The organism is Streptomyces sp. NPDC052043, from assembly GCF_044548235.1.
Taxonomy (GTDB): Bacteria; Actinomycetota; Actinomycetes; order Streptomycetales; family Streptomycetaceae; genus Streptomyces.
This window is the reverse complement of the sequence record NZ_JBIUBT010000004.1, coordinates 261716-286257: the sequence shown is the minus strand read 5'-3', so window position 1 is coordinate 286257 and position 24542 is coordinate 261716. Positions and strand designations below refer to the sequence as shown.

Annotated in this window: 19 protein-coding genes; 5 read left to right on the top strand and 14 right to left on the bottom strand. The window is 72.1% G+C overall.

The genetic code is table 11. The features are described 5' to 3' along the window. Window positions 1-14 precede the first annotated feature (14 nt). From ACIHCX_RS12515 to glyA, 7 genes are all read right to left on the bottom strand, one after another. Complete coding sequence (locus ACIHCX_RS12515; RefSeq protein ID WP_400028919.1) at window positions 15-2195, bottom strand: DEAD/DEAH box helicase; 2181 nt, start codon at window positions 2193-2195, stop codon at window positions 15-17. Between the two features lie 92 nt (window positions 2196-2287). Beyond that, window positions 2288-3664 carry an L-serine ammonia-lyase gene (locus ACIHCX_RS12510; RefSeq protein ID WP_400028918.1) on the bottom strand — a complete coding sequence of 459 codons (1377 nt, stop codon included), beginning with the start codon at window positions 3662-3664 and terminating at the stop codon, window positions 2288-2290. After that, entirely contained in the window at window positions 3664-4281 is a 618-nt protein-coding gene (locus tag ACIHCX_RS12505; protein ID WP_400028917.1) for a sarcosine oxidase subunit gamma, read from the bottom strand. Before ACIHCX_RS12505 ends, ACIHCX_RS12510 begins: the two co-directional genes overlap by 1 nt. After that, complete coding sequence (locus ACIHCX_RS12500; protein WP_400028916.1) at window positions 4274-7192, bottom strand: sarcosine oxidase subunit alpha family protein; 2919 nt, start codon at window positions 7190-7192, stop codon at window positions 4274-4276. The genes ACIHCX_RS12505 and ACIHCX_RS12500 overlap by 8 nt, the downstream gene beginning before the upstream one ends. Next, window positions 7189-7542 carry a sarcosine oxidase subunit delta gene (locus tag ACIHCX_RS12495; RefSeq protein ID WP_400028915.1) on the bottom strand — a complete coding sequence of 118 codons (354 nt, stop codon included), beginning with the start codon at window positions 7540-7542 and terminating at the stop codon, window positions 7189-7191. Before ACIHCX_RS12495 ends, ACIHCX_RS12500 begins: the two co-directional genes overlap by 4 nt. 12 nt (window positions 7543-7554) lie before the next feature. Further along, window positions 7555-8775, bottom strand: coding sequence for a sarcosine oxidase subunit beta family protein (locus tag ACIHCX_RS12490; protein ID WP_400028914.1), 1221 nt, complete (start codon window positions 8773-8775; stop codon window positions 7555-7557). Then, window positions 8772-10178 carry a serine hydroxymethyltransferase gene (gene glyA / locus ACIHCX_RS12485; protein WP_400028913.1) on the bottom strand — a complete coding sequence of 469 codons (1407 nt, stop codon included), beginning with the start codon at window positions 10176-10178 and terminating at the stop codon, window positions 8772-8774. The genes ACIHCX_RS12490 and glyA overlap by 4 nt, the downstream gene beginning before the upstream one ends. A 98-nt stretch (window positions 10179-10276) precedes the next feature. Here glyA and ACIHCX_RS12480 point away from each other — a divergent pair, with 98 nt between their 5' ends. The 3 genes from ACIHCX_RS12480 to ACIHCX_RS12470 all read left to right on the top strand — a co-directional run bounded on the left by ACIHCX_RS12480 (window position 10277) and on the right by ACIHCX_RS12470 (window position 13853). Continuing rightward, complete coding sequence (locus ACIHCX_RS12480; protein WP_400028912.1) at window positions 10277-10948, top strand: GntR family transcriptional regulator; 672 nt, start codon at window positions 10277-10279, stop codon at window positions 10946-10948. 186 nt (window positions 10949-11134) lie between these two features. Next, window positions 11135-12505 (top strand): MFS transporter, encoded by a 1371-nt coding sequence (locus ACIHCX_RS12475; RefSeq protein WP_400028911.1) that lies wholly within the window; start codon window positions 11135-11137, stop codon window positions 12503-12505. Between the two features lie 118 nt (window positions 12506-12623). Continuing rightward, a complete protein-coding gene (locus tag ACIHCX_RS12470) occupies window positions 12624-13853 on the top strand; it encodes an aminopeptidase P family protein (protein ID WP_400028910.1) in 1230 nt (409 codons plus the stop codon). Between the two features lie 113 nt (window positions 13854-13966). Here ACIHCX_RS12470 and ACIHCX_RS12465 read toward each other — a convergent pair whose 3' ends face one another. Both ACIHCX_RS12465 and ACIHCX_RS12460 read right to left on the bottom strand, forming a co-directional pair. Next, window positions 13967-14842: a polysaccharide deacetylase gene (locus ACIHCX_RS12465; protein WP_400028909.1), complete on the bottom strand. Its 876-nt coding sequence runs from the start codon at window positions 14840-14842 to the stop codon at window positions 13967-13969. Next, a complete protein-coding gene (locus ACIHCX_RS12460; RefSeq protein ID WP_400028908.1) occupies window positions 14823-16313 on the bottom strand; it encodes a purine-cytosine permease family protein in 1491 nt (496 codons plus the stop codon). The genes ACIHCX_RS12465 and ACIHCX_RS12460 overlap by 20 nt, the downstream gene beginning before the upstream one ends. A gap of 135 nt (window positions 16314-16448) precedes the next feature. Between ACIHCX_RS12460 and ACIHCX_RS12455 the strand changes: the two genes are divergently transcribed. Continuing rightward, the gene (locus tag ACIHCX_RS12455) at window positions 16449-17963 is read left to right on the top strand and encodes a PucR family transcriptional regulator (protein ID WP_400028907.1); all 1515 of its coding nucleotides are present in this window, start codon (window positions 16449-16451) and stop codon (window positions 17961-17963) included. Window positions 17964-18058: 95 nt separating this feature from the next. Here the strand turns inward: ACIHCX_RS12455 and ACIHCX_RS12450 are convergent, their stop codons facing one another. The 5 genes from ACIHCX_RS12450 to ACIHCX_RS12430 are packed head-to-tail and all read right to left on the bottom strand — an operon-like array spanning window position 18059 to window position 23436. Then, window positions 18059-19480, bottom strand: a complete 1422-nt coding sequence (locus tag ACIHCX_RS12450; RefSeq protein ID WP_400028906.1) for an aspartate ammonia-lyase — start codon at window positions 19478-19480, stop codon at window positions 18059-18061. A 22-nt stretch (window positions 19481-19502) separates the two neighbouring features. Next, a complete protein-coding gene (locus tag ACIHCX_RS12445; RefSeq protein ID WP_400028905.1) occupies window positions 19503-20675 on the bottom strand; it encodes a M20 family metallopeptidase in 1173 nt (390 codons plus the stop codon). Next, window positions 20672-21349, bottom strand: a complete 678-nt coding sequence (locus ACIHCX_RS12440) for a DUF1028 domain-containing protein (RefSeq protein ID WP_400028904.1) — start codon at window positions 21347-21349, stop codon at window positions 20672-20674. The genes ACIHCX_RS12445 and ACIHCX_RS12440 overlap by 4 nt, the downstream gene beginning before the upstream one ends. 33 nt (window positions 21350-21382) lie before the next feature. Next, on the bottom strand, window positions 21383-22840 hold the full coding sequence (locus ACIHCX_RS12435; protein WP_400028903.1) for a 4-hydroxyphenylacetate 3-hydroxylase family protein: 1458 nt from the start codon (window positions 22838-22840) through the stop codon (window positions 21383-21385). Further along, on the bottom strand, window positions 22837-23436 hold the full coding sequence (locus tag ACIHCX_RS12430) for a flavin reductase family protein (protein WP_400028902.1): 600 nt from the start codon (window positions 23434-23436) through the stop codon (window positions 22837-22839). The genes ACIHCX_RS12435 and ACIHCX_RS12430 overlap by 4 nt, the downstream gene beginning before the upstream one ends. 144 nt (window positions 23437-23580) lie before the next feature. On the opposite strand from ACIHCX_RS12430, the gene ACIHCX_RS12425 reads away from it, so the two are divergent. Next, entirely contained in the window at window positions 23581-24507 is a 927-nt protein-coding gene (locus tag ACIHCX_RS12425; protein ID WP_400028901.1) for a LysR family transcriptional regulator, read from the top strand. The last annotated feature ends 35 nt before the right edge of the window (window positions 24508-24542 follow it).

The following is a 24542-nucleotide window of genomic DNA, read 5'->3' as shown; positions in this document are numbered from 1 at the left end:
GTCAGGCCGCTCGGTCAGGCCGTTCCGGCCTTCGCGTGCTCGGCGAGGCGCTGCTGTTCCTCCTCGACGATGCGGCGGGCGAGGCCGACGTCGGAGATGTCGACGGCGTCCGGGGTGGCGTCGGCCAGGTCGCTGCGCCGGGCGAAGGCGTCGAACAGGCGCTCCTTGCGCGCCAGGATGCGCAGCAGCCGGTCGTCGACGCTGTCGGCGGCCAGGAGCCGGTGGACCCGGACGGCCCGAATCTGGCCCATGCGGTGGACGCGGGCCACCGCCTGGTGCTCCACGGTCGGCTTGACCTGCGGTTCGCAGAGGATCACCACGGAGGCGGCCTGGAGGTTGAGGCCGACGCCGCCCGCCTCGATCTGGGAGAGCAGCACGGCGTGTCCGGGCACCGCGGTGAAGTCGTCGGCCAGTTGCTGCCGACGGACCGCCGGGACGCTTCCGGAGATGGGCCCGAGCGTGCCCTCCCCCAGGGCCGCGCGGACGCTGTCGAGCACGTCCCTGAAGTAGGAGAACACCACCACCTTCAGTCCGTTCACGGCGGCCTCGGCGACCAGTTCCCGCAGCCGCTGGAGTTTCGCGGACGTCTCCGGATCCGTGTACGCGGCCCGGCGCATCGCCATGAAGTTCCCCTCGGCGACCGCCTCCTGGTAGGCGGCCCGGTCGGCGGGCCGGAGCTCCACCCACTCGTCGGTGTGCACCAGCGCGGGCAGTTCGGTGAGCACGTCCTCCTGGTTGCGGCGCAGGTAGGCCGGGGCCACCGAGCGGCGGAAGGCGTGCGGTCCCGCGGCGGCGTCGGTGTCGCTGACCACGGGCACGAGGTCGGGGCGGAGGTGGCGCAGCAGGGCGCGGAACTCCTCGACCCGGTTCTCCATCGGCGTACCGGTCAGGAACAGCACCCGCTCGCAGCGTTCGGTCCACGCGGCGACCGAGCGGGACCTGCGGGTGTCCGGGTTCTTGACGTAGTGGGCCTCGTCGACGACGAGCATGCCCGGCGGCGTGCCGTCCGGGGCGGGCAGGGTGTGCAGGACGTCGAAGGTGGTGACGGCGACGCCGCCGCGCTCGTGCCACTCCGCGTGGGCGTCGTGCCGCTCCGGGCCGTGCACGGTGAAGGCGCGCAGGGTGCTGCGGGCGCGTATCTCCCGGGCCCAGTTGATGAGGACGCTGGCCGGGCAGACCACCAGGAAGTGGGTGTGGCCCTCGGCCGCGAGGTGGGCCAGCGCCGCGATGGCCTGGACGGTCTTGCCCAGGCCCATCTCGTCGCCGAGCACCACCCGTTGCTGGACGAGCGCGAAGCGGGCGCCGAACTCCTGGTAGCCGCGCAGGGAGACCCTGCGGTAGGTGTCGTCGAGCCGCTGGGCGTGGACCCGTTCGGCCACCTCCGACGGGACGAACCCCTCGCTCGCCGCGGCGTCCGGACGCTGCTCGGAGACCTCGGTGAGCCGGCCGTAGTACTCCGCGGGGCGCAGCTCGAAGTCGACCCAGGCCTCCAGGTCGGGGACGGCCGGGCGGAGCAGGTCGGTGGAGGCCTGGGCGAGCAGCAGACGTACGTCGGTGGCGGCCGCGTCGGCGAGCAGGTCACCCAGTTCGGCGGCCGCGGCGAGGGCACGCTCGCGGCGCTCGCGGCCGGCCAGCGCGAGCCGAAGCCGTCCACCGGCGGGGCGGGCCGCGGGCAGCAGCTCGCCCAGCCGGGTGTCCAGCCGCTCGGCGGCGTCCAGGGCGCGGGACAGCTCGGGGCCGGCCTCGACGAGCCGGTGCAGGGCGACCACCAGGGCCGTGGTGCGGGGCTCGGGGTGGTCGACGTCGACGCGCACGGTGACGGTTCCGGCCACGGCCCGCGCGATCTGCCGGGCGGCGGCCAGCGCCCGGTCGGCGGTCTGCTCGCCCACCCCGGGCACCTGCCGCAGCGCGTACCGGCTCGTCTCGTACACCGCGCGCACGGAACCAAAGCCGGCCTCCTCCATGGCGCCCAGGCGCAGACGTCCGTCGGTGGCGTCCTTGAGCCGCGCCACGGGGATGGACTCCAGCTCGCGGCCGACGAGTTCGGCCTGCAGGGGCTCGTAGGCCGCGCGGACGGCCGCCACGGCGCCGACGTGGTCCGCGCGCAGGCTCCGCGCCGCCTCGTGCAGCCCCGCACCCTGCTCGCACCACTCACGAATCCCGCGCCCGGCCCGCGGCGGAACCTCCCCCTGCATGCCACCCCCGTCTCCTCCTACCGCACAGGCCTCCCCTTCGTGCGGTGCGCGACCATCGTGGCACGCGGCACGCCGCACCTCGATGCTGCGCGTCAGCACTCGATGACGTTGACGGCGAGGCCGCCGCGGGCGGTCTCCTTGTACTTGACCTTCATGTCGCGGCCGGTGTCCCGCATGGTCCTGATCGCCTTGTCCAGGCTGACCTTGTGGGTGCCGTCGCCGGCCAGGGCGAGCCGGGCCGCGTTGATGGCCTTGACGCTCGCGACGGCGTTGCGTTCGATGCAGGGGATCTGCACCAGACCGCCCACCGGGTCGCAGGTGAGGCCCAGATTGTGCTCGATGCCGACCTCGGCCGCGTTCTCCACCTGGGTCGGGCTGCCGCCGAGCACTTCGCACAGCGCCCCCGCCGCCATGGCGCAGGCCGATCCGACCTCGCCCTGGCAGCCGACCTCGGCGCCGGAGATGGAGGCGTTCTCCTTGAACAGGATGCCGATGGCGGCGGCGGTCAGCAGGAAGCGGACGACGCCGTCGTCGTCGGCGCCGGGCACGAAGCGCGCGTAGTAGTGGAGTACGGCGGGCACGATCCCGGCCGCCCCGTTGGTGGGCGCGGTCACGACACGGCCGCCCGAGGCGTTCTCCTCGTTGACGGCGAGGGCGAACAGGTTCACCCAGTCCATGCCCCGCAGCGGGTCCGTGCTGTCGTGGCCGGCGGCGCTCAGCTCGCGGTGGAGCGCCGGTGCGCGGCGGGGCACCTTCAGGCCGCCCGGCAGCACGCCCTCGCGGCGGCAGCCGCGGTCCACGCACGCCCGCATGACCGACCACAGGTCGAGCAGTCCGGCGCGCACCTCGGCCTCGGGACGCCACGCCTGCTCGTTGGCGAGCATCACCGCGCTGATCGTCAGGTTCTCGCGGGCGCAGATCGCGAGCAGTTCGGCACCTGAGCGGAACGGGAAGCGCACGGGCGTGGTGTCCGGCACGACGCGGTCGGCGCCGGTGGCGTCCTCGTCGACGACGAAGCCGCCGCCGACGGAGTAGGGGGTACGGGCGGCCAGTTCCCGGCCGTCGGCGGCCAGGGCCCGAAACGTCATGCCGTTGGGGTGGGCGGGCAGGGACCTGCGCCGGTGCAGCACCAGGTCCCTGTCGGCGTCGAAGCGGATCCGGTGCTTGCCGCCGAGCAGCAGGCTGCCGTTGGAGCGTACCCGCGCGACCCGGTCGTCGGAGCGGTCGGTGTCGACGGTGGCCGGGTCCTCGCCCTGAAGGCCGAGGACGACGGCCTTGTCGGAGCCGTGTCCCCGGCCGGTGGCGCCGAGCGAGCCGTACAGCTCCGCCCGGACGCCGGCCACGTCGTCCAGCAGCCCGTCCTGCTCCAGCAGCCCGGCGAAACGCCGGGCCGCCCGCATCGGCCCCACCGTGTGGGAGGAGGAGGGGCCGATGCCGACCGAGTACAGGTCGAAGACGCTGAGGGCCATCAGGGCACCTCAGCGCCCTGGTACTCGCTCATCGCGTCGATGAGCCAGCGGGCCAGGTAGTCGGCGAACGAGGACCGGGGGAAGAGCCGGTACGTCGTGTCGTCGGCCTGCCAGAGCACCACCGGAACCGGTCCGACCCGCGTGGCCACGGCCCGGCCCGGCCCGAAGGAACGCGGGTGCAGGTCCAGGGGGCAGCCCTTTTCCAGGACCGCGCGGGCCGAGGGGCCGCTCAGCTCCAGCGTGGTCCGGTTCGCCGAGACGTCGACGACCGCGCCCGGGTCCCCGGCGAGCGCGTCCAGCAGTTCGGCGGCGAGCGCCGGCCCGTCGCTCAGGGACAGCACCAGCCATTCGTCCGGGCCGAGCCACACCGTGGTGTGCGGGCCGGTCCGCGCGGTCGCGCCGCAGTGGTCCGGCAGCGGTGCGCCGAGCACCGAGCCGATGCGGCCGGCTGCCTCGGCAGCGGGGTCGACGCGCAGGCTCACCATGGTGAGGAAGGACCACTCGGTCAGCGACACGCCCCGGGCGCCCGTGACGGTGGCGGCGCGCAGCCGCTCCTGAAGGTGCGCGAGGGGGCTGCGGCGCAGCGCCGCCGGTCCCGCGTCGATCGGCTCAGCCATCTCGCTTGGTCCCTTCGGGGTCGTAGAGCACGGGTTCGGCCACCAGGACGGGCACCAGGTCGTCGCCGACCGGGGCGATCAGGGTCTCGCCGATCCGGTTGCGTCCGTCGGCGACGAGCGCGAGGGCGAACGGCCTGCCGAGCGCCTGGCTGTGGTAGCTGGAGGTGACGTGGCCGAGCATCGGCACCGGTCCGTCCTGCGGGGTGACCGGGGTGTCCGGCGCGACGATCTGGGCGCCCTCCGGCAGCCGGGTGCTGCCGTCGGTGGGCAGCAGGCCGACCAGGTGCTTGCGGTCGGTGCGGGCGGTGTCGGGACGGCTGAAGGAGCGCTTGCCGATGAAGTCCTTCCGCTGGGAGACCGCCCAGGCCATGCCCGCGTCGTGCGGGGTGACGGTCCCGTCGGTGTCCTGGCCGACGATCACGTAGCCCTTCTCGGCGCGCAGGACGTGCATGGTCTCGGTGCCGTAGGGGGTGATGCCGTACGGCTGGCCGGCCGCGTGCACCTGCTCCCAGACGGCGAGGCCGTACCACGCGGAGACGTTGATCTCGTAGGCGAGTTCGCCGGAGAAGGAGATCCGGCAGACGCGGGCGGGGACGCCGGAGGCCAGCACGGTCTCGCGGAACGCCATGAACGGGAACGCCTCGTTGGACAGGTCCAGGTCGGGGGCGAGCCGGGCGACCACCTCGCGGGACCCGGGTCCTACGACGGCGATGGTGGTCCACTGCTCGGTCACCGAGGTGCAGTGCACGTCGAGTTCGGGCCACTCGGTCTGCAGCCACTCCTCCAGCCAGTCCAGTACGCCGGCGGCGCCGCCGGTGGTGGTGGTCATGAAGTAGCGGTTCTCGTCCAGGCGCAGCGTCACGCCGTCGTCGAAGATCATGCCGTCGGGCTTGCACATCACGCCGTAGCGGGCGGAGCCGGGCTTGAGCTTCTTGAAGGCGTTGGTGTAGACGCGGTTGAGGAACTCCCCCGCGTCCTTGCCCCAGATCTCGATCTTGCCGAGGGTGGAGGCATCCATGAAGGCGACGCCCTCGCGGGCCGCGCGGCACTCGCGGGCCACCGCGGCGTCCATGTCCTCCCCCTCCCTGGGGTAGTACCACGGCCGCTTCCACTGCCCGACGTTCTCGAACTCCGCGCCGTGGGCGACGTGCCAGCTGTGGACGGACGTCGTGCGCTCGGGGTCGAACAGGTCTCCGCGCTCGCGTCCGGCGAGGGCGGCGAAGGCGATCGGGGTGTACGGCGCCCGGTAGGCGGTGGTGCCGATCTCGCCCGGGGAGGAGCCGTCGCCGAGAGCGGCGGCGATCACGCCGATCGCGTTGACGCCGGAGGTCTTTCCCTGGTCGCCCGCAGTGCCGAGCGAGGTGTACCGCTTGACGTGCTCGACGCTGCGCATGCCGGCGCCGGTGGACCGCCAGACGTCGGCGACCGTGACGTCGCGCTGGTGGTCGACGAAGTGGGTCTCCCAGGTGCCGGGACCGCCGCCGGAGCCGTCGGAGCCGTTGCCGGGGGCGGGCACCAGCCACAGCGCGCGCACCGGACCACCGCGGCGGGCGCCGTCGGCCGGCGCGGCGGGGACGGGCACCGGAAAGCCGGCGTCCGTGGCGGCCCGCGCACCGGCCCGCGCCCCTTCGGCGAGCGCGCCGTCGAGGTCGTAGGTCCCGCGGGCGGCTCCGGCGACGTGCTGGTCGCGGACCGTGGAGCCGGGGACGAAGGCGGCCAGGTCCTCGTCCCAGCGCAGCTTGCCCTGGCGCTGGCTGTGCAGGTGCACCACCGGGCTCCAGCCGCCCGAGACGGCGAGCAGGTCGCAGTCGAACGAGAGGGGCTCGCCGGTGAGTTCGCCGTCGTCGTCGAGGGCCTGGACCGTGACGCCGGTGAGCCGCCTCTCGCCCGCCGTGCCGGTCACCGCGCTGCCGGTCAGCACCTCGACACCGGTCGCCGCGGCCACCTCGGCCGCCCGCTGTGACAACCGGGGCCGCGCGTCGACGACGGCGGCGATCACGGCCCCGGCCGCGTGCAGGTCGGCCACCGTGTCGTAGGCGCTGTCGTGGGTGGTGCTCACGACGGTGCGCGTGCCCGGGACCACCGCGTAGCGGTTGACGTAGGTGCGCACGGCGGAGGCGAGCATCACGCCGGGGCGGTCGTTGCCGGCGAACACCAGTGGCCGTTCGTGGGCGCCGGTGGCCAGGACCACCTGGCGGGCCCGGATGTGCCACAGCCGCTGGCGCGAGACGCCCTCGGACGGGTCGGGGGCGCCGGCGCCGAGGTGGTCGGTGCGCCGCTGGAGGGCCAGGACGTAGTTGTCGTCGTAGGAGCCGAAGGCGGTGGTGCGGTGCAGTACGACGGCCTCGGGGGCGGCGTCGAGGGCCGCGCGTGTCTCGGCGACCCACTCCAGGGCACTGTGCGCGCCGACCGTCTCGGTGCGGCCGGACAGCAGCGAGCCGCCGGGTTCGGGCTGGTCGTCGACGAGGATCACCCGGGCGCCGGAGCCGGCCGCCGCGGCGGCGGCCGCGAGTCCGGCCGGGCCCGCGCCGACGACCAGGACGTCGGTGTGCACGTACTTCTTGTCGTAGCCGGCGGGGTCGGGGTTCGGGTCGAGCCGGCCCATCCCGGACAGGGTCTTGGCGTCCAGGCCGTCGTACAGTTCGACGGTCGTGGCGGGCAGCATGCCCTCCGAGCACGGTCCTTCGAGCTGGAGCAGGGCGTTGGACTCCTCCACGCCGGCGGAGACGATGCCGCGCGGGCGGCCCCGGTACACGGACGGGGCGACCTCGACCACGCCGCAGGCCAGCATCGCGGAGGCGACGGTGTCACCGGGGTGGCCGGTCAGCTCGTGTCCGTCGACGGTGAACCGCAGCACCGTGCCGCGGTCGACGCGGCCGCCGTGCGGCAGCCGGAATTCCTGGTCGGTCATCGGTTCCCTCCGGCCGGGTCGGCCACCTGGCGAAGCTCGTTCCGCCCGGGAAGTCCGGGACGTTCGGGAAGTCCGGGGATCTCGGGACGGGGCTCGTCGAGCCGGTAGACGGCGAGCACCTCGTAGGTGACGGTGTCGCGTACGACGTTGAACCAGCGGCGGCAGCCGGTGGAGTGCACCCACCGCTCGGCGAAGGGCCCCTTGGGGTTGTCCCGGTAGAAGACGTACTCGGCCCACTGCTCGTCGGTCAGCTCCCCGGGGGTCTCCGGGAAGGGGATGTGGGCCTGGCCGCCGTAGTGGTACTCGGTCTCGTCCCGTGGACCGCACCAGGGGCAGTTCAGCAGCAGCACGGTGTCCTCCTCTCAGTGGGCCACGGCCGCGGCGCCGTGCTCGTCGATCAGGGCGCCCGTGGTGAACCGGTCCAGGGCGAAGGGCCTGTTCAGCGCGTGCGGCTCACCGGTGGCGATGGTGTGGGCGAAGGTCCAGCCGGCGGCCGGGGTCGCCTTGAAACCACCGGTTCCCCAGCCGCAGTTGACGTAGAGGTTCTCCACCGGTGTGGTGCCGATGATCGGGGAGGCGTCCGGGGTGACGTCGACGATGCCGCCCCAGGTGCGCAGCACGTGCGCGCGGGCGAAGATCGGGAACAGCTCGACGGCGGCGGCCATCTGGTGCTCGATCACGTGGAACGAGCCGCGCTGGCCGTAGCCGTTGTACGCGTCGACGCCTGCGCCCATCACCAGCTCGCCCTTGTGCGCCTGCGAGACGTAGACGTGCACGTGGTTGGACATCACGACGGTGGGGTGCACCGGCTCGTGCAGTTCGGAGACCAGCGCCTGCAGCGGGTTCGACTGCACCGGCAGCCGGAACCCGGCCCGCTCGGCGAGGACACCGCTGTGCCCGGCGGCCGCGAGACCGACCCGGCCGGCCAGGATGCGGCCCCGGCTGGTCTCGACGCCGACGACCCGGTCGCCGTCCTTGACGAAGCCGGTGACCTCGCAGTTCTGGATGAGGTCGACGCCCATCTCGTCGGCGCGGCGGGCGAGCGCCCAGGCGACGTGGTCGTGCTTGGCGATGCCGGCGCGCGGCTGGTAGGTGCCGCCGAGCACCGGGTAGCGGGTGTCGGGCGAGGTGTTGAGGATCGGGCAGACCTTGGCGACCTCGTCGGTGTCGAGCCACTCGGCGTCGACCCCGTTGAGGCGGTTGGCGTGGACGCGGCGCACGCTCTCGCGGACGTCCTGCAGGGTGTGCGCGAGGTTGAGGACGCCGCGCTGGCTGAACAGGAAGTCGTAGTCGAGCTCCTCGGGCAGCCCTTCCCACAGCTTCAGGGCGTGCTCGTAGATGGCCGCGCTCTCGTCCCACAGGTAGTTGGACCGGATGATGGTGGTGTTGCGGGCCATGTTGCCGCCGGCCAGCCAGCCCTTCTCCAGGACGGCCACCTTGGTGATGCCGTGGACCTTGGCGAGGTAGTAGGCGGTGGCCAGGCCGTGGCCTCCGGCACCGACGACGACGACGTCGTAGGAGGGGCGCGGGTCGGGGGTGCGCCAGAGCCAGTCGGGGTGCTCCGGGAGGAGTGTGGCGGTCATCCGCGGGTTCCGTTCTGCTCGGCGGGTCCGGTCGGACCGGCGTCCGTGCGTGGACCCGCGTTCGCGCTCGGGCCGGCGGGGGCGGTCCGGCCGTCGGGGGCGGTCCCCTCGGCGTAGAGCGGGAACTTCTCGGCGAGGGCGGTGACCCGGCCGCGCAGCAGGGCGGCGCCCTCGTCGGTGAGGTCCTCCTCCTTCAGGGCGCGGGCGATGATGTCGGCGACCTCGCGGAACTCCTCCGCCCCGAAGCCCCGGGTGGCCAGGGCGGGGGTGCCGATCCGCAGGCCGGAGGAGACCATCGGCGGGCGGGGGTCGAACGGCACGGCGTTGCGGTTGACGGTGATGCCGACGCGGTGGAGCCGGTCCTCGGCCTGCTGTCCGTCCAGCGCGGAGTCGCGCAGGTCGACCAGGACCAGGTGGACTTCCGTGCCGCCGGTGAGGACGGAGATCCCGGCCTCGGCGACGTCGTCGGCGAGCAGCCGGCCGGCCAGGATCCGGGCGCCCTCCAGGGTGCGCCGCTGGCGCTCCTTGAACTCCTCGCTCGCGGCGACCTTGAAGGCGACCGCCTTCGCCGCGACGACGTGCTCCAGGGGCCCGCCCTGCTGGCCGGGGAAGACCGCGGAGTTGATCTTCTTCGCGAGTCCGGCCCGGCTGAGGATCACACCGCCGCGGGGGCCGCCGAGCGTCTTGTGGGTGGTGGTCGTCACGACGTCCGCGTACGGCACGGGGCTGGGGTGCAGTCCGGCCGCGACCAGTCCCGCGAAGTGCGCCATGTCGACCATGAGGTACGCGCCGACCTCGTCGGCGATGCGCCGGAAGGCGGCGAAGTCCAGTCGGCGGGGATAGGCCGACCAGCCGGCCACGATCAGCTTCGGCCGGTGCACGCGGGCCAGTGCGGCCACCTCGTCCATGTCGACGCGCAGGTCGGACTCGCGGACGTGGTAGAGCACGACGTGGTAGAGCCTGCCGGAGAAGTTGATCCGCATGCCGTGGGTGAGGTGGCCCCCGTGCGCCAGGTCGATCCCGAGGATCGTGTCCCCGGGATCGAGCAGAGCGGACATCGCGGCGGCGTTGGCCTGGGCGCCCGAGTGCGGCTGGACGTTGGCCGCCTCCGCGCCGAAGAGGGCCTTGACCCGGTCGATCGCGAGCTGTTCGACGACGTCGACGTGCTCGCAGCCGCCGTAGTAGCGGCGGCCGGGGTAGCCCTCGGCGTACTTGTTGGTCAGGACCGAGCCCTGGGCCTGCATCACGGCCGCCGGCGCGAAGTTCTCCGACGCGATCATCTCGAGTGTCGACTGCTGGCGCCTCAGCTCGTCGGAGACGGCGTCGGCGATCTCGGGGTCCAGCGCGGCCAGGGGGAGGGAGAGAAGGCCGCTGTCCTCCGTCGTCGACGGACTCGCTGCCATAGTGAGCACCACCTTAGTATGCGACTGCTCCTCAATTGATATATCAGTTGGTGCGGTAACGTAGGTCAGCCGACGGAACGGGTCAAGGGGGTAGCGCGATGAACCAGGCAGAGGCCTCACCGGCGCCCGCCGAGGAGACGCTCACCCTTGCCGAGCGCGCGTACCGCGACATCCGCGACCGGCTGATCATGCTGGAGATCCCGCCCGGCGCCCCGGTGAACGAGGACCTGCTCGCCCAGAGCGTCGGCTTCGGGCGCACCCCGGTGCGCGAGGCCCTCAAGCGGCTCCAGTACGAGCGGCTGATCGTGGCCTACCCGCGGCGCGGCACCTTCGCCACCGAGGTCAACATCACCGACCTCGCCCACATCTCCGAGGTGCGGCGCCGGCTGGAGCCGATGGCGGCGGCCTGCGCGGCCGAGCGCGCCACGGCCGCCGACCTCGAGGCGCTGGGCACGCTGCTGCGGCGACTGGAGGGCGAGGACACCTCCGGGCAGGGCGCGGACGCCCTGATGCGCCTCGACCTGCGGGTGCACCGCGCCATCTACGCCGCGACCCACAACCCGCACCTCGAGGACACCCTCATCCGCTACGACAACCTGGCCACCCGGATCTGGTGCCTGTTCGTGAACCGGCTGCCCGGCATGGCGGGGCACGTCGTGGAGCACGGACCGCTGCTGCGGGCCATCGCCGAGGGCGACCCCGACAAGGCCTCGGAGCTGGCGCGAAGCCATGTCGTGGGCTTCGAACGCGCGATCCGCGAAGCGATCTGAACGCGCGACCCGAGCGCGCCACCTCCCCCAGCCGCCAACCCCGGGTCGGCGGCTTGTTGCTTTTCACGCAACAGGGATGCACAGTCACGGAGGCTGCGAGTGAATCTCTTGCGGAATCTCAGGACTCGACCTACGTTGTGCAACACCGTTGCTGGATATGCAACTCCATGTTGGGGAGTCCGTTCCATGAACGACCAGCCAAGCGCCCCGGCGCGGCCCCAGCCGCCCGATCCACCCCCGCCGCTCGCCCCCTCCGCCCACGACGTGGCGGGCTCGCCCGCCGACAGCACCGCGGTACGCCGGCGGGTGGTGGCGGCCAGTTTCATCGGGAACTTCGTCGAGTGGTTCGACTACGCCGCCTACGGCTATCTGGCGGCGACCATCTCCACCGTCTTCTTTCCCGACACCGACCGCACGACGGCCCTGCTGGCGACCTTCAGCGTCTTCGCCGTCTCCTTCTTCGTCCGCCCCCTCGGCGGCTTCGTCTGGGGGCACATCGGCGACAAGGTCGGCCGGCGCAGCGCGCTCTCCCTGTCCATCGTGATCATGTCGGTGGCGACCTTCTGCGTCGCCCTGCTGCCCACGTACCACGCGGTCGGCCTGTTCGCCCCGCTGCTGCTTCTGGTGGTCCGGGTCGTCCAGGGGTTCTCCGCCTCCGGTGAGTACGCCGGCGCCTCCGCCTTCCTGGTCGAGTACGCGCCCGCCGGACGGCGCGGCCTGTACGCGTCCGTGGTCCCGGCCAGCACCGCCTCGGGACTGCTGCTCGGCTCCCTGCTCGCGGCCCTGCTCACCGGAGTCCTCTCCGAGGGCCAGATGCACACCTGGGGCTGGCGCCTGCCCTTCCTGCTCGCCGCCCCGATGGGCCTGATCGGCCGCTACATCCGGATGCGGCTGGAGGACACTCCCGCCTTCCGTGCCCTGGAGGAGCAGCAGGACGTCGCACGGACCCCGGCCAGGCGGATGCTGCGCGCCAACCGGCGCCCGCTGGTCCTCGCGATGGGCGCCACCGTGCTCAACGCGGTCGGCTTCTACATGCTGCTCAGCTACATGCCGACGTACCTGTCGGAGGAACTCCACTTCGGCACCACCGAGTCGTTCCTCGCCACCACCGTCTCCCTCACGGCGTACATCGCCTTCGTCTTCTTCACCGGCCTCGCCTCGGACCGGTTCGGCCGGAAGAAGATGCTGATCACCGCGTCCGTGCTGTTCACGCTGTGCACCGTGCCGGCGTTCATGCTGCTGGACGGGGGCGGGCTGGTGACCGTCATCGCGATCCAGGTGCTGCTCGGCGCCATGCTCACCCTCAACGACGGGACGCTGCCGAGCTTCCTCGCCGAGCAGTTCCCGACCCGGGTCCGCTACAGCGGCTTCGCCATCAGCTTCAACGTGGCGAACGCCCTCTTCGGCGGCACCGCGGCGTTCGTCGCCACGCTGCTCATCTCCTGGACCGGCAGCAGCCTGTCCCCCGCCTGGTACCTCGTCGCCGCCGCGCTGGTCTCGCTCTGGGCCGTCCTGGCCTCGAAGGAGACCTCACGCGAGCCGCTCCGCGAGCGCTGAGGACCGAGGACCGAGGACCACCAGGCCCACCCACCCCACCGCACCGCTCTCCTTCCCCAGCCGAAGGAGAGAAGCCGAACCGATGAGAACCGATGAGAACCGATGAGAAGGAGTACCCGTGTCCGCTGCCGACCTCGAGCGACTGAAGCTGATCCGCAACGGTGAGAAGGAGCGACTGACCTTCTCCGACGCCGAGATGGAGCGCCGGCTGTCGATGCTCCGCAAGGCGATGGCCGAAACGGGCGTCGACGTCGCCCTGTTCACCTCGTACCACAACATCAAGTACTACTCCGACTTCCTCTACACCTCCTTCGGCCGCCCCTACGCGCTGATCGTCACGGCCGACGACCAGATCACCGTCTCCGCCAACATCGACGCCGGCATGCCGTGGCGGCGCACCTTCGGCGACAACGTCGTCTACACCGACTGGCACCGCGACAACTACATCCACGTCATCAAGGAGACGCTCAGGGGGCGGGCCGTCACGCCGCGCCGGATCGGCGTCGAGCACGACAGCCTGCCGCTCGACACCCTGCGGAAGTTCGAAGCCGCTTTCTCCGGCGCGGAGTTCGCCGACATCGCGCAGGCCGCCATGCGGCAGCGGATGGTCAAGTCGGACGAGGAGATCGCCCTGATCAAGGAGGGCGCGCGGGTCGGCGACCTGGGCGGTGAGGCCATCCGCGCGGCCATCCACGAGGGTGTCCCGGAGTACGAGGTCGCGCTGGCGGGCACCGACGCCATGGTCCGCGAGATCGCCCGCGCGTACCCGCACACCGAGATCCGGGACACCTGGGTGTGGTTCCAGTCGGGCATCAACACCGACGGCGCCCACAACTGGCCCACCACGCGCAAGGTGGGCCGCGGCGACATCCTCAGCCTCAACTGCTTCCCAATGACCTCGGGTTACTACACCGCACTGGAACGGACCCTGTTCTACGGCGAGCCCGACGCCCGGTCCCTCCAACTGTGGGAGATCAACGTCGAGGTGCACCGGCGCGGTCTGGAACTGATCAGGCCCGGGATCAGCTGCGCGGAGATCGCCCACACGCTCAACGAGATCTACATCGGCCACGGCCTGCTGCCCCACCGCACCTTCGGCTACGGCCACTCGTTCGGCGTGCTGTCCCACTACTACGGCCGTGAGGCGGGGCTCGAACTGCGCGAGGACATCGACACCGTGCTCGAACCGAACATGGTGGTGTCCATGGAGCCGATGATCATGATGCCCGAGGGCGAGCCGGGCGCCGGTGGTTACCGTGAGCACGACATCCTGGTCGTGACCGAGAACGGTGCCGAGAACATCACCAAGTTCCCCTTCGGCCCGGAGCACAACATCCTGGGCGTCTGACCGGGAACCCGACGGCACGTGCCGAGCTCCCGCGGAACCGCCCGGGCGGTTCCGCGGGAGCTCGGCGTGTTCTCTTCTGCCTTGCTCTGCTCGTCAGTTCTGCGCGTTCGGCGCTACCCGTTGCCGGTGGCGAGCGAGGCGGGCGCCTCGATCCGTGCGATGTGCCGGATCTCCTCGACGGCTCCGGCCGTGTGGGCCGCGATCTCCCCCAGCGTGGTGATCCACATGCCGTCCAGGGCGCGCACGTCCTCGATCAGCCGCTCCAGCGCCGCCGCCCGGGAGGGGCGGCCGGAGATGAACGGGTGGTTGGTCAGGACGAAGCAGCCGTTCTCGGCGTGGTGCGCCTGCGCCTCCAGCAGCCACATCTCGTGCACCTTGCGCGGGCTCTCGATCACCCCGCTGCCCGTCCAGCCGGGGTAGAAGGCGTACTGCTCCCAGTCGTCCAGCCCCCAGTCGACCGGGATCTCGACCAGGTCGCCCGCCGTGTCGGTGCCGCGCAGCCGGTACGGGGTGTCGTCGTCGAGCAGACTGGAGTCGTACCGGAAACCGCGCTCGACGAGCAGGTCGGGGGTGTGCCAGTTCATCTCCCACCACGGGGCCCGGTAGCCGGCCGGGCGGACGCCGAGCCGCTCCAGCGCCTCCAGGCCGCGGTCGAGGTACGCGGCCTCCCGCGCCGCGTCGATGCCCTGCATCGGCTCGTGGAGATAGCCGTGGTGCGCCACCTCGTGCCCCTCGTCGACGATGCTCCGCACCATGTCCGGATAGGTGTCGGCGGTGAACCCCGGGACGAAGAACGTGGCCTTCACGTCCTGCCGCCGCAGCAGGCGCAGCAGCCTGGGCACGCCGACCCGCGGGCCGTAGGCCTGGTGGGTCATCAGCGACATCCGCGACGAGGCGGAGGGGTCGTGCGCGAGGACGCACGACTCGGCGTCGACGTCGAAGGTGAACGCGGCGGCGGCGCGGCGGCCGTCAGGCCAGGGGAAGTTCATCGTCGGTCCTCTCCGGGGCGAAAGGGAGTGCGGCGGACGAGGCCGGGCGTGCCGCACGCGGTCCGAGCACCGCGTAGACCGTCGCGCTGGTGACCCCGCCGGCCAGCCACGACAGGTCCACCCCGCCGAGGGCGGCGGCGACGGGCCCCTGGAAGACCGGGATCACCCCGTACATGAACAGCCAGGTGGCGAGGACGCCGGTGAAGAACGCGGTGTAGCCGGCCCAGTTGACGTCGGGCAGCCGCCTGGTGCCCACGGGGTCGAAGAGCCGCTCGACCTGGATCGAGCCGCGTTCGACGCGGTAGTAGTGGACGAGCATGATGCCGCCCCACGTGGACACCCAGGCCACCAGGCCGACCAGCCAGGTGTCGAGCACGGAGGCGAAGTCGGACTGGTAGACGAAGAAGACCACGGCGGCCATGGACAGCACGCCGACCACACTGCTCAGCGTGCGCCGCGGGATCCGGACGTCGAGGGCCTGGGTGGCGACGGTGAACGTGTAGATGTTCAGGATGTTGGTCGCGATGGGACCGTGCAGCACGAGCAGCAGCACGGGGATGGCGAGCGCCCCGAAGTTGTCGACGATGAGGCGGCCCGGGTCGACGGAGCCGTTCTTGGTGGCGAGGGTGGCGCCGAGCACCCCCAGCCACACCACGGGGACGAACTGCCCCAGGGTGCTGGCCAGATAGAGCCTGCCGCGGGGCATGTCCCTGCTGACGAAGCGCGAGTAGTCCGCGGCGTAGGTGAACCAGGTGATGCCCCAGCCGATGCCGATCGCGGTCATCACGCCGGTCATCGCGGCCAGTCGCGCCCCTCCGCTGAGCACGTGCCCGGGAGGACCCGCGTACGACCAGTCGATGTGGAGGAAGAACCACGCCACCACGGACATGGCCACCAGCACCACGATGGTGGGCGGCACCGTCCAGCGTTCGAAGGCGGAGATCGCACGGTAGCCGAGCCAGGAGATGCACACCTGGACCGCCATGACCACGGCCGCGACCACGATCTTCCACAGATGGTTGGACGCGTGCGGATCGACCAGGCCGATCTTGCCCAGCAGGGCCATGACCAGGTCCAGGATGATCCAGGTGTTGACCGAGCTCCAGCCGATCGCCAGGAGCGCCTGGATGGCGGCGGGCAGGTAGTTGCCGCGGCGGCCGAAGGCGGCGCGCCCCAGGACCATGCCGGTCACGCCGGTGCGCTGGCCCATGAGGACGAAGACGCCGAAGAAGGCCATGCCGATGAGGTTGCCGACGACCAGCACGGTGAGCGTGTCGGACAGGCCCAGACCGAGCTGGATGCCGAGCGCGCCCAGGACCCAGTTGATCGGGGCGATGTTGGCGCCGCACCAGATCCAGAACTGGCCGGAGACGCTGTGGGTCCGGGCCGACTCCGGGACGGGCTGCAACGCGGCCTCGACCTCGGGGACGGTGGACGGTGGCGGGGACGAGGGTGCGGAGGAAGCAGACATGGGTGGACCCCCAGGTTGAGGCGGCCTGTTCGCACACTGGGGCGGGCCGCTTGCCCCGCAATCCTGGTGGTCCCGGTCACACGGAACAAGAAACGATCTGTCATACAGTCGTCCCGCCGTGCTAAACAAATCGTCATGCTGATGTCGCTCTCGCGGGTCCTCGCCCATCCGAGCCTCGCACCGGCGCGGCCACGGGTCCTGGCCGGAGCACGGGGCCTGGAGCGGACCGTGCGCTGGCTCCACTCCAGCGAGGTCCTGGAGGTGGCGCCGCTGCTGCGCGGCGGTGAGCTGCTGCTGACCGGCGGCACCATGCTGGCCCGCGCGAGGGAGGACGAGCAGCGCGCGTACGTCCGGAGCCTGTCCGTGCGGGGAGTCGCGGGCGTCGCGATCGAGACCGGCGGCGAGCTGCCGGAGGTTCCGGCGCCGCTCGTCGAGGAGGCGGCCGCGCGGGACTTCCCGGTCGTCGAACTGCGGCGGGTGGTCCCGTTCGTGGAGGTCGCCGAGGTGATCAACGGCGCCCTGATCAACGACTCCGTGGCGCGGCTGCGTTCGGTGGACGCGCTCTCCCAGGAGCAGTCCGAGCTGCTCGCCGAGGGCGGTGGCGTACAGGAGGTGCTGGACGCGCTGGTGCGGCACACGTCGACGACGGCCGCCGTCTTCGACGCGAACGACCGGCTCATCACCGTCAGCGGCCCGGCCCGGGACCCCGGCGGCGGGCCCGCACGGGAGGAGCCGAGTCCCTTCGACGGCATGGGGACGCGGCTGACGATCCGCGGGGTCCCCGCGGCCACCCTCGTGCTCTACCCGGACGCCGACGCGGACGTCGAGACGCTGGAACTGGCGCAGGACCGGACGGTGGAGGCCCTGAAGCTGGCACTGCTGCGGTTCCGGCCGCCGGGCCCACGGGAGTTCGCCGCGAGTGAACTCGTCCGGCTGGCCGCGGCGGACGGCGCCCCTCCGCAGCGGATCCGCCGGCTGGGCGTGTCGATCGGTCTCAGCGCCGACGCGCCGGTCATCGGGGTGGCCGCCCGCGCCACCGGGCCGTCGGCCGAACTGCGCCGCCTGGACGACCTGCTGTCCCACTACGGCCGGACCGCGGTCGACGTGCCGTCCCCGCTCGCCGTGCACACCCTCCTGTCACTGCGGAACCGCGGCGGCGCCGCCGGCCTGCGGGCCCGGCTCGTCGCCGACCTCACCGAGTGGCGCTCGTCCGACCGGACGGCGATCGCGGTCGGCCCGCTGATGCCGGCCCTGGAGGACGCGGCCGTCTCGCTGGGCGCGGCGCTGGAGTGCCTGCGCCACCCCACGCGGGCGTTCCGGGCCGGGGTGGTCGACGCCACCGAACTGAGCACGGAGCGGCTGCTGCTCGACGACGAGCTGCGCATGCCGGCGGAGCGGCTCGTACGGGAACAGCTCGGGCTCCTGCTCACCCTGCGGCACGAGGAACGCGACCTCCTGCTCACCACCCTGGAGACGTATTTCGAGTCCGGCTTCAACAAGACCCGCACGGCGGCGGAACTGCATCTGCAACGCCAGTCCCTCTACGCGCGGTTGCAGCGCGCCTTCGACCTCCTGGGCGGCGACCCGACGGGCACGCCCCGGGCCCTGGCCCTGCACCTGGCGCTGCGCGTCCACCGCCACCTCGTCTGACCGCGGCCGTCGCCGGGGCCGGTGGGCCGACGGGCGGGTGGGCCGACGGGCCGGCGGGCAGGTTGTCAGTGCTTGCCGGCCCGCCGTGCGCCGGTTCAGTCGTCGGATCGCTGCTCGCGCCGTGGGCCCACGAGCCGTTCCGGGTCGCCGAGCAGGGCGAGCAGGGTCCCGTCGTCGAGCAGGTTCCGGGTGCGGATCTCCTCGACCACACCGGTTCCGTTGCGCAGCGCCGCCTGCGCCACCTCGGTCGCCCGGTGGTACCCCAGGTGCGGCACCAGCGCGGTCACCAGCCCGATCGACCGCTCGACATCCGCCCGCAGCCGGTCCCGGTCGGCGGTGATGCCGTGCACGCACCTGGTCGCCAGCAGGCGGCAGGCCGCGGTCAGTTCGGTCACGCCCTGGAACAGGCAGCGGGCGACGACCGGTTCGAAGGCGTTCAGCTGGAGCTGCCCCGCCTCGGCGGCCATCGACACCGTGACGTCGTTGCCCACCACGCAGAACGCGACCTGGTTCACCATCTCCGCGATCACCGGGTTCACCTTGCCCGGCATGATGCTCGACCCCGCCTGCACCGCGGGCAGCCGGATCTCGGCCAGGCCGGCCCGCGGCCCCGAGGACAGCAGCCGCAGGTCACTGGCCACCTTGGACAGGGTGACCGCCGTGCGTTTGAGCATCCCCGAGAACTGCACGAGCGCGCCCACGTCCTGCGTGGCCGCCACCAGATCCGCGGCGGAGACGAACGGCCGGCCGGTGAGCGCCGCCAGGTGCCGGGTGGCCAGCCGGGCGTAGCCGTCGGGGGCGTTCAGCCCGGTGCCGATCGCCGTGCCGCCCAGGTTGACCTCGAGGAGCAGGTCCCGGGCCTCGCGCAGCCGCTGCTGGTCCTCGGCCACCATGACGGCGAACGCGCCGAACTCCTGTCCCAGGGTCATCGGCACCGCGTCCTGCAACTGGGTCCGGCCCATCTTGAGGAAGTCCGCGAACTCCGCCGCCTTGGCCCGGAACGCGTCCTCGAGCAACGCCAGCGCGGCGAGCAGGTCGTCGGCCGCCTCGCAGAGCCCCACCCGCAGTGCCGTGGGGTAGGCGTCGTTGGTGCTCTGGCCGAGGTTGACGTGAGCGTGCGGGTCGAGGTGCCCGTAGTCGCCCCGGGGGCGGCCCAGGATCTCCAGGGCCCGGTTGGCGATCACCTCGTTGGCGTTCATGTTGGTCGAGGTGCCGGCCCCGCCCTGCACGACGTCGACCACGAACTCCTCGTGCAGGTCCCCCTTCCGGATCTGCTCGCAGGCCTCGACGACGGCCCGCGCCCGGGACGCGTCGAGGAGACCGAGGTCCCGGTTGGCGAGCGCGGCCGCCTGCTTGACCGCGGCGAGCGCGCTCACCAGGTGGGGGTACGACGAGATCGGCGTGCCCGACACCGGGAAGTTCTCCAGGGCGCGGGCGGTGTGGATGCCCCAGCGCACGCCGTCGGGCACGTCGAGGCGACCGATCAGGTCCCGCTCGGTGCGAAACGAGGTCGTCATGCCGCCCCGCCTTTCTGTTCGGTCATCGGGCGGCCTGCCTGCCGTCGAGCAGCCGTCCGCGCAGGTCGTCGAGGGTGGCCAGGTCGAGACAGGTCCAGGCCATGGCGAGGGCGCCGTCGAGGACCGCCCGGTCGGCGGCCGGCCCGGCGCAGTGCGCGGCGAACTCCTTCTGGTGGTTGACCGCCGGGAGCGAGTCGATGCCCAGGTACGGGTGGATGGCCGGCACCCGGTGCGAGACGTTGCCCATGTCCGTGGACGCCCGGTTCATCCGGGAGTCCGCGCTCGGTTCGGGGAACGCGCGGCCCAGCGCGGTGGCGTTGCCGACGTAGAGCGCGAGCAGGTCCTCGTCGTTGACGAAGTCGGCGTAGGGCGGGCTCTCCGGCTCGATCTCCAGCCGGCAGTCCGTCGCGAGGGCCCCGGCCTCGAAGCACCGGTGCACCCGGGTCTCGAGTTCCGCGAGGTCGGCCAGGTTCTCCGCGCGCACGTACCAGCGGCCCTCGGTCAGCTCGGGAATCGCGTTCGGGGCCTCCCCGCCGCGGGTGACGATGCCGTGCACCCGGGTCCCCGCGCCGAGCTGCTGACGCAGCAGCCCGATCGCCGTCTGGGCGACGGTGAACGCGTCCGCGGCGTTGCGCCCGTACTCGGGGTAGGCCGCCGCGTGGGAGGCCCGCCCGTGGTAGCGGATCCTGTGGTGCGCCACAGCGAAGGGCTCGGCCCGGGCGACGTCGAGCGGGCCGGGGTGGATCATCATGGCGGCGTGCACGCCGTCGAACCCGCCCCGGTCGAGCATCAGGATCTTCCCGCCGCCGCCCTCCTCGGCCGGGGTGCCGAGCACGGTGACGGTCAGCCCGGCCTCGTCCGCGAGGTCGGCCAGCAGCCCGGCGGCGCCCACTGCCGCGGCGGCGATGACGTTGTGCCCGCAGGCGTGTCCGAGGCCGGGCAGCGCGTCGTACTCGGCGCAGACCGCGACGTTGAGCGGGCCGCTGCCGATCCGGGCCCGGAACGCGGTCGGCAGCCCGCAGAACTCCGGCTCGACGGTGTAGCCGAGGCCCTCGAGCTCCTCGGCGACCCACCGCGCCGCACGGTGCTCCTCCCAGGCGACCTCGGGGTGGGCGTGCAGGCGGTGGGACAGGCGCAGCAGCTGGTCGGACAGACCGGGCAGCCGCGCCGCCGCCCGGTCCTTGAGCGTGCTCACAGGTCACCCGGTACGCCGTAGCTCGGCGCCTCGGTGGGGTTCAGCGCCCGGGACAGGTAGTCCCGCTTCTCCTTCGCCCACCGCCGCCACAGCTGTGCGAGCTCGCCCATCGGGTCGTCGTCCGCCCAGTCCACCCGCAGGTCGGTGACCGGCCAGCTCACCTCGTGCACGACGACGAGGCCCGCCGAGTGCTCCGGGCCCTCCTCGCCGCCGGCGTCCCGGCCGGCGAGCAGTCCGGCCAGCAGCCGCTCCTCGAACTCGGCACCGGCGGCCCGCTCGTAGGCGGCCAGCATGGCGTCCACCACGCCGGGGTCCGAGAGCAGGTTGCCGGCCGCGACCACACCGTCGCCCTCGACGGCGCGGTGGGTGCCCAGCGTGCCCTCGCCGGAGAACGCGGCGGTCCGCCCCCGCGCGTCCACCACCGCCAGTTGCCGGTAGCCGCTGTGCTCGTCCGAGGCGACGGCGGCCGCGACCGCGTGCCCGGGGTCCACGCCCTCCGCCAGCAGCCCCAGCAGCCGCGGCCCGAGCGCCGGGTTGGTGACGTTCTGCGAGGCGGCGGCTCCGACACCGCTGCGGACGTGAGCGCACCGCGCGGCGACCGCGGGGCTCGAAGAGGTGACGACGACACCGAACGCGCCGGTGGTCGCGTCACGGGCGATGAGGGAAAACGTCATGGGTGATCCTCCCTGTGCGGGCGCGCGGCGCGGTCAGCGCGACGCGTCGACCTTGTCGGACAGCTCGGCCGCCGCCTTGACCAGGTCCAGCGGGCCGTTGAAGTCGAAGTTGCGGTACACCGCGCCGAGTTGGGCGAACGGCGGGGACTGTGCGAACAGCTGGAACGTCAGCCGGTGCCCGGCGTAGTCGCTGTTGAGCAGGTCGCGGGCGAAGGCCAGCAGCCGGCGCCGGTCCTCGGCCACCCAGTTCTCGTTGACCGTGTAGTACTTCTCCAGCCACGGGGCGACCTCGGGGTCCGCGAACGTCGCCGCGTCCGGGGTGATGCAGATCTGGCCGCCGCACAGCTCGCGGGCGGTGTGCATCATGACCGGGAGCTGGGACAGCGCGACCACACGCCCGGTGTAGAGGAGGGACTGGTTCGGCATCAGCAGGCCGCCCGGGCTCGGCTCGGCCATCGCGATCGCGGCCGTCAGATGCGCGTTGACGCTCTCCCGGTAGCAGGCCAGCTGGGCCAGCTTCTCCTGCACGGCGGGCTGCTTCTCCAAACCCGTCTGCTTCACGTTCCACAAGGCGGCGCCGATCATCAGGTCCGCCAGATGCAGGGTGCGCTGCACGAACGGGAAGGCGCTGTAGCGGTGCAGCGTGGCGCGGATGAAGGAGGCGGCGCGGGTGTGCTGGTAGAACAGCACGTCCTCCCAGGGGATCTCGACGTCGTCGAAGATCACCAGCGACTCGACCTCGTCGACCCGGTTCGCCAGCGGGTAGTCGCTCGCCGGGGCGCGGCCCGCGAACCCGTTGCGGCAGACGAACTTCAGGCCCGGCGCGCCCATGTCCAGCACGAATCCGACGGCGTAGTCGGACATCGCGTCGTTGCCCCAGTTGGCGATCGTCGGCTTGGTGAAGGCCTGGTTGGCGTAGGCCGCGGCGGTCTCGTACTTGGCGCCGCGGACCACGATCCCGTTGTCGGTCTCCCGCACCACGTGCAGCAGCATGTCCGGGTCCTGGTCCTTGGGCGCCTTGGACCGGTCGCCCTTGGGGTCGGTGTTGGCCGAGACGTGGAACGGGTCGGCGGTGACGGCCCGGGCGATGTGCCGCCGGATGTTCTCGGAGAAGCGCGGGTCGACCTCGTTGAGCACGTCCTGGCCGTCGTAGAGGGACCACATCTCGCCGACGGTCTCGTCGCCGACGCGGGTGGCGACCCCGCCCGCGGCCCGCTGCACCAGTTCGACCGCGGCCCGCTTGTCGTGCCAGTCCTGCCGGGTGCGGGGCAGCTTGTTCGCGACCGCGTTGAGCTCACCGGTCTCGGCGTCCTGGTAGGTCATCCGGGCCTGGGTCGCCTCTTCGTGCGCCAGGTCGTGGATCCGGGCCCGGACGTCGACGATCGGCTTGAACATCGGGTGCCGGGTGACGTCGTCGACCTTCTCCCCGTCCACCCAGACCTGCCGGCCGTCCCTGATGGACTCGCGGTACTCGTCGCCTGTACGGATCATCGTGTCGTCCTTCGCTGCTGGTGGTGGACCGGACCGGACCCGGGAAAGTCCGGGAACGTCGACGGCGGGAAGGTCTCGGGCCGCGCGTACCGCCGGCCGCTGTAGACGAGCGGGGTGCCGCCGGCGGCGGTGACGTCGCGGATCGCCCCGACGTAGACGTGGTGGGTGCCGACGGTGAGCACGGTGTGCAGCTCGCAGTCGAAGGACGCGACGGCGTCCGCGAGCCGCGGCGCGCCCGACGCCGTCCGCTCCCACTCGCCGCAGGTGAAGTCCCACTTCTCCTTGCCCGGCCACGGGCGGCCGGCGAACGTGTCCGCGACGTGGTCGTGCTGCCGGCCCAGGACGCTGACCGCGAACGATCCGTGGGCCTGGATCGCCTCGTTCATCGGGCTTCGCTGGTTGACGCACACCAGGAGACTCGGGGGGGCCTCGGACACCGAACACATCGCGCTCACCGTCTGCGCGAACCGGCCCGACGGGCCGTCCGTGGCGACCACGGTGACGCCGGTGGCCGCGGCGCCCATGGCGGCCCGGAACCGGGCGGCCGGGACCGACGTGATCGTGGCCGTCTGCACATCTGCCTCGGGACTTGGCACGACTTCGCCTCCTTCGGGGAAAGTGCCGTGCTGACTTGCCGAGAAGTATGTGAGCGCGCTCTGCCATAGGACCAACAGAAGTTTTTGTGGACAGCCTTCGATTTCACTTATACGTTTCGGGGCGGCAGAGAGGACCGCGTGGCCATGCACGAGATCAGTTTTCGACAGCTCGAATACTTCGTCGCCGCCGCCGAGACGGGCAGCGTCACCGCCGCCGCCGCGAAGGTGCACCTGACCCAGTCGGCGGTCTCCACCTCGCTGGCCGAGCTGGAGGAGAACCTCGGCGTGCAGCTGTTCCTGCGGCACGCCCGCGGACTGAAGCTGACCACCCCGGGGCGGCAGGCGCTGGCGGACGCGCGGCGGCTGCTGTCCGGCGTGGACGAGCTGCGGGACTCGGCGCGCTCGGTGACGTCGTCCCTGTCGGGCAGCCTGGTCGTGGGCTGCTACAGCACGCTGGCGGCGGTGCTGCTGCCCCGTGTCATCGCCGACTTCGTGGCGAAGTACCCGGACGTGGACCTCAGCTTCATCGAGGGGTCCGACCAGTACCTCGTGAGCCAGCTGCGCGGCGTCAGCTGCGACATCGCCCTGATGTACGAGGCGGACGAGTTCAGGCTGGCGAAGGACCTGCGGATGACGGCGCTGTACGCCGCCGAGCCCTACGTGCTGCTGCCGGCCCGCCACCGGCTGGCCGCCCGGGACGAGGTCGGTGTGGCGGACCTGGCCACCGAACCGATGATCCTGTTCGACCTCCCGCCGGGCGCCACCTACTTCCTGTCCCTGTTCAAGAGCGAGGGCCTGATGCCGAACGTGCGCTACCGGGCGACCAACTTCGAGATGGTCCGCTCGCTGGTCGCCCACGGCCTCGGCTACTCGGTGCTGACCCAGCGCCCGGGCATCCCGATCAGCTACGACGGCCTGGAGATCGTCAGCAGGCCGCTGACCCCGCGACCGCCCGGACTGAACGTCGGCATCGTGCGCCTCGCCGATCTCGCGCCCAGCCGCCGTGCCGTCGCGTTCGTCGCGCAATGCGCCGAGACGCTGAGCGGAACCATCGATTCCTTCGATGACTGACTTCAAATAATTCTGTTTGTTCTAACTCCGCGTTT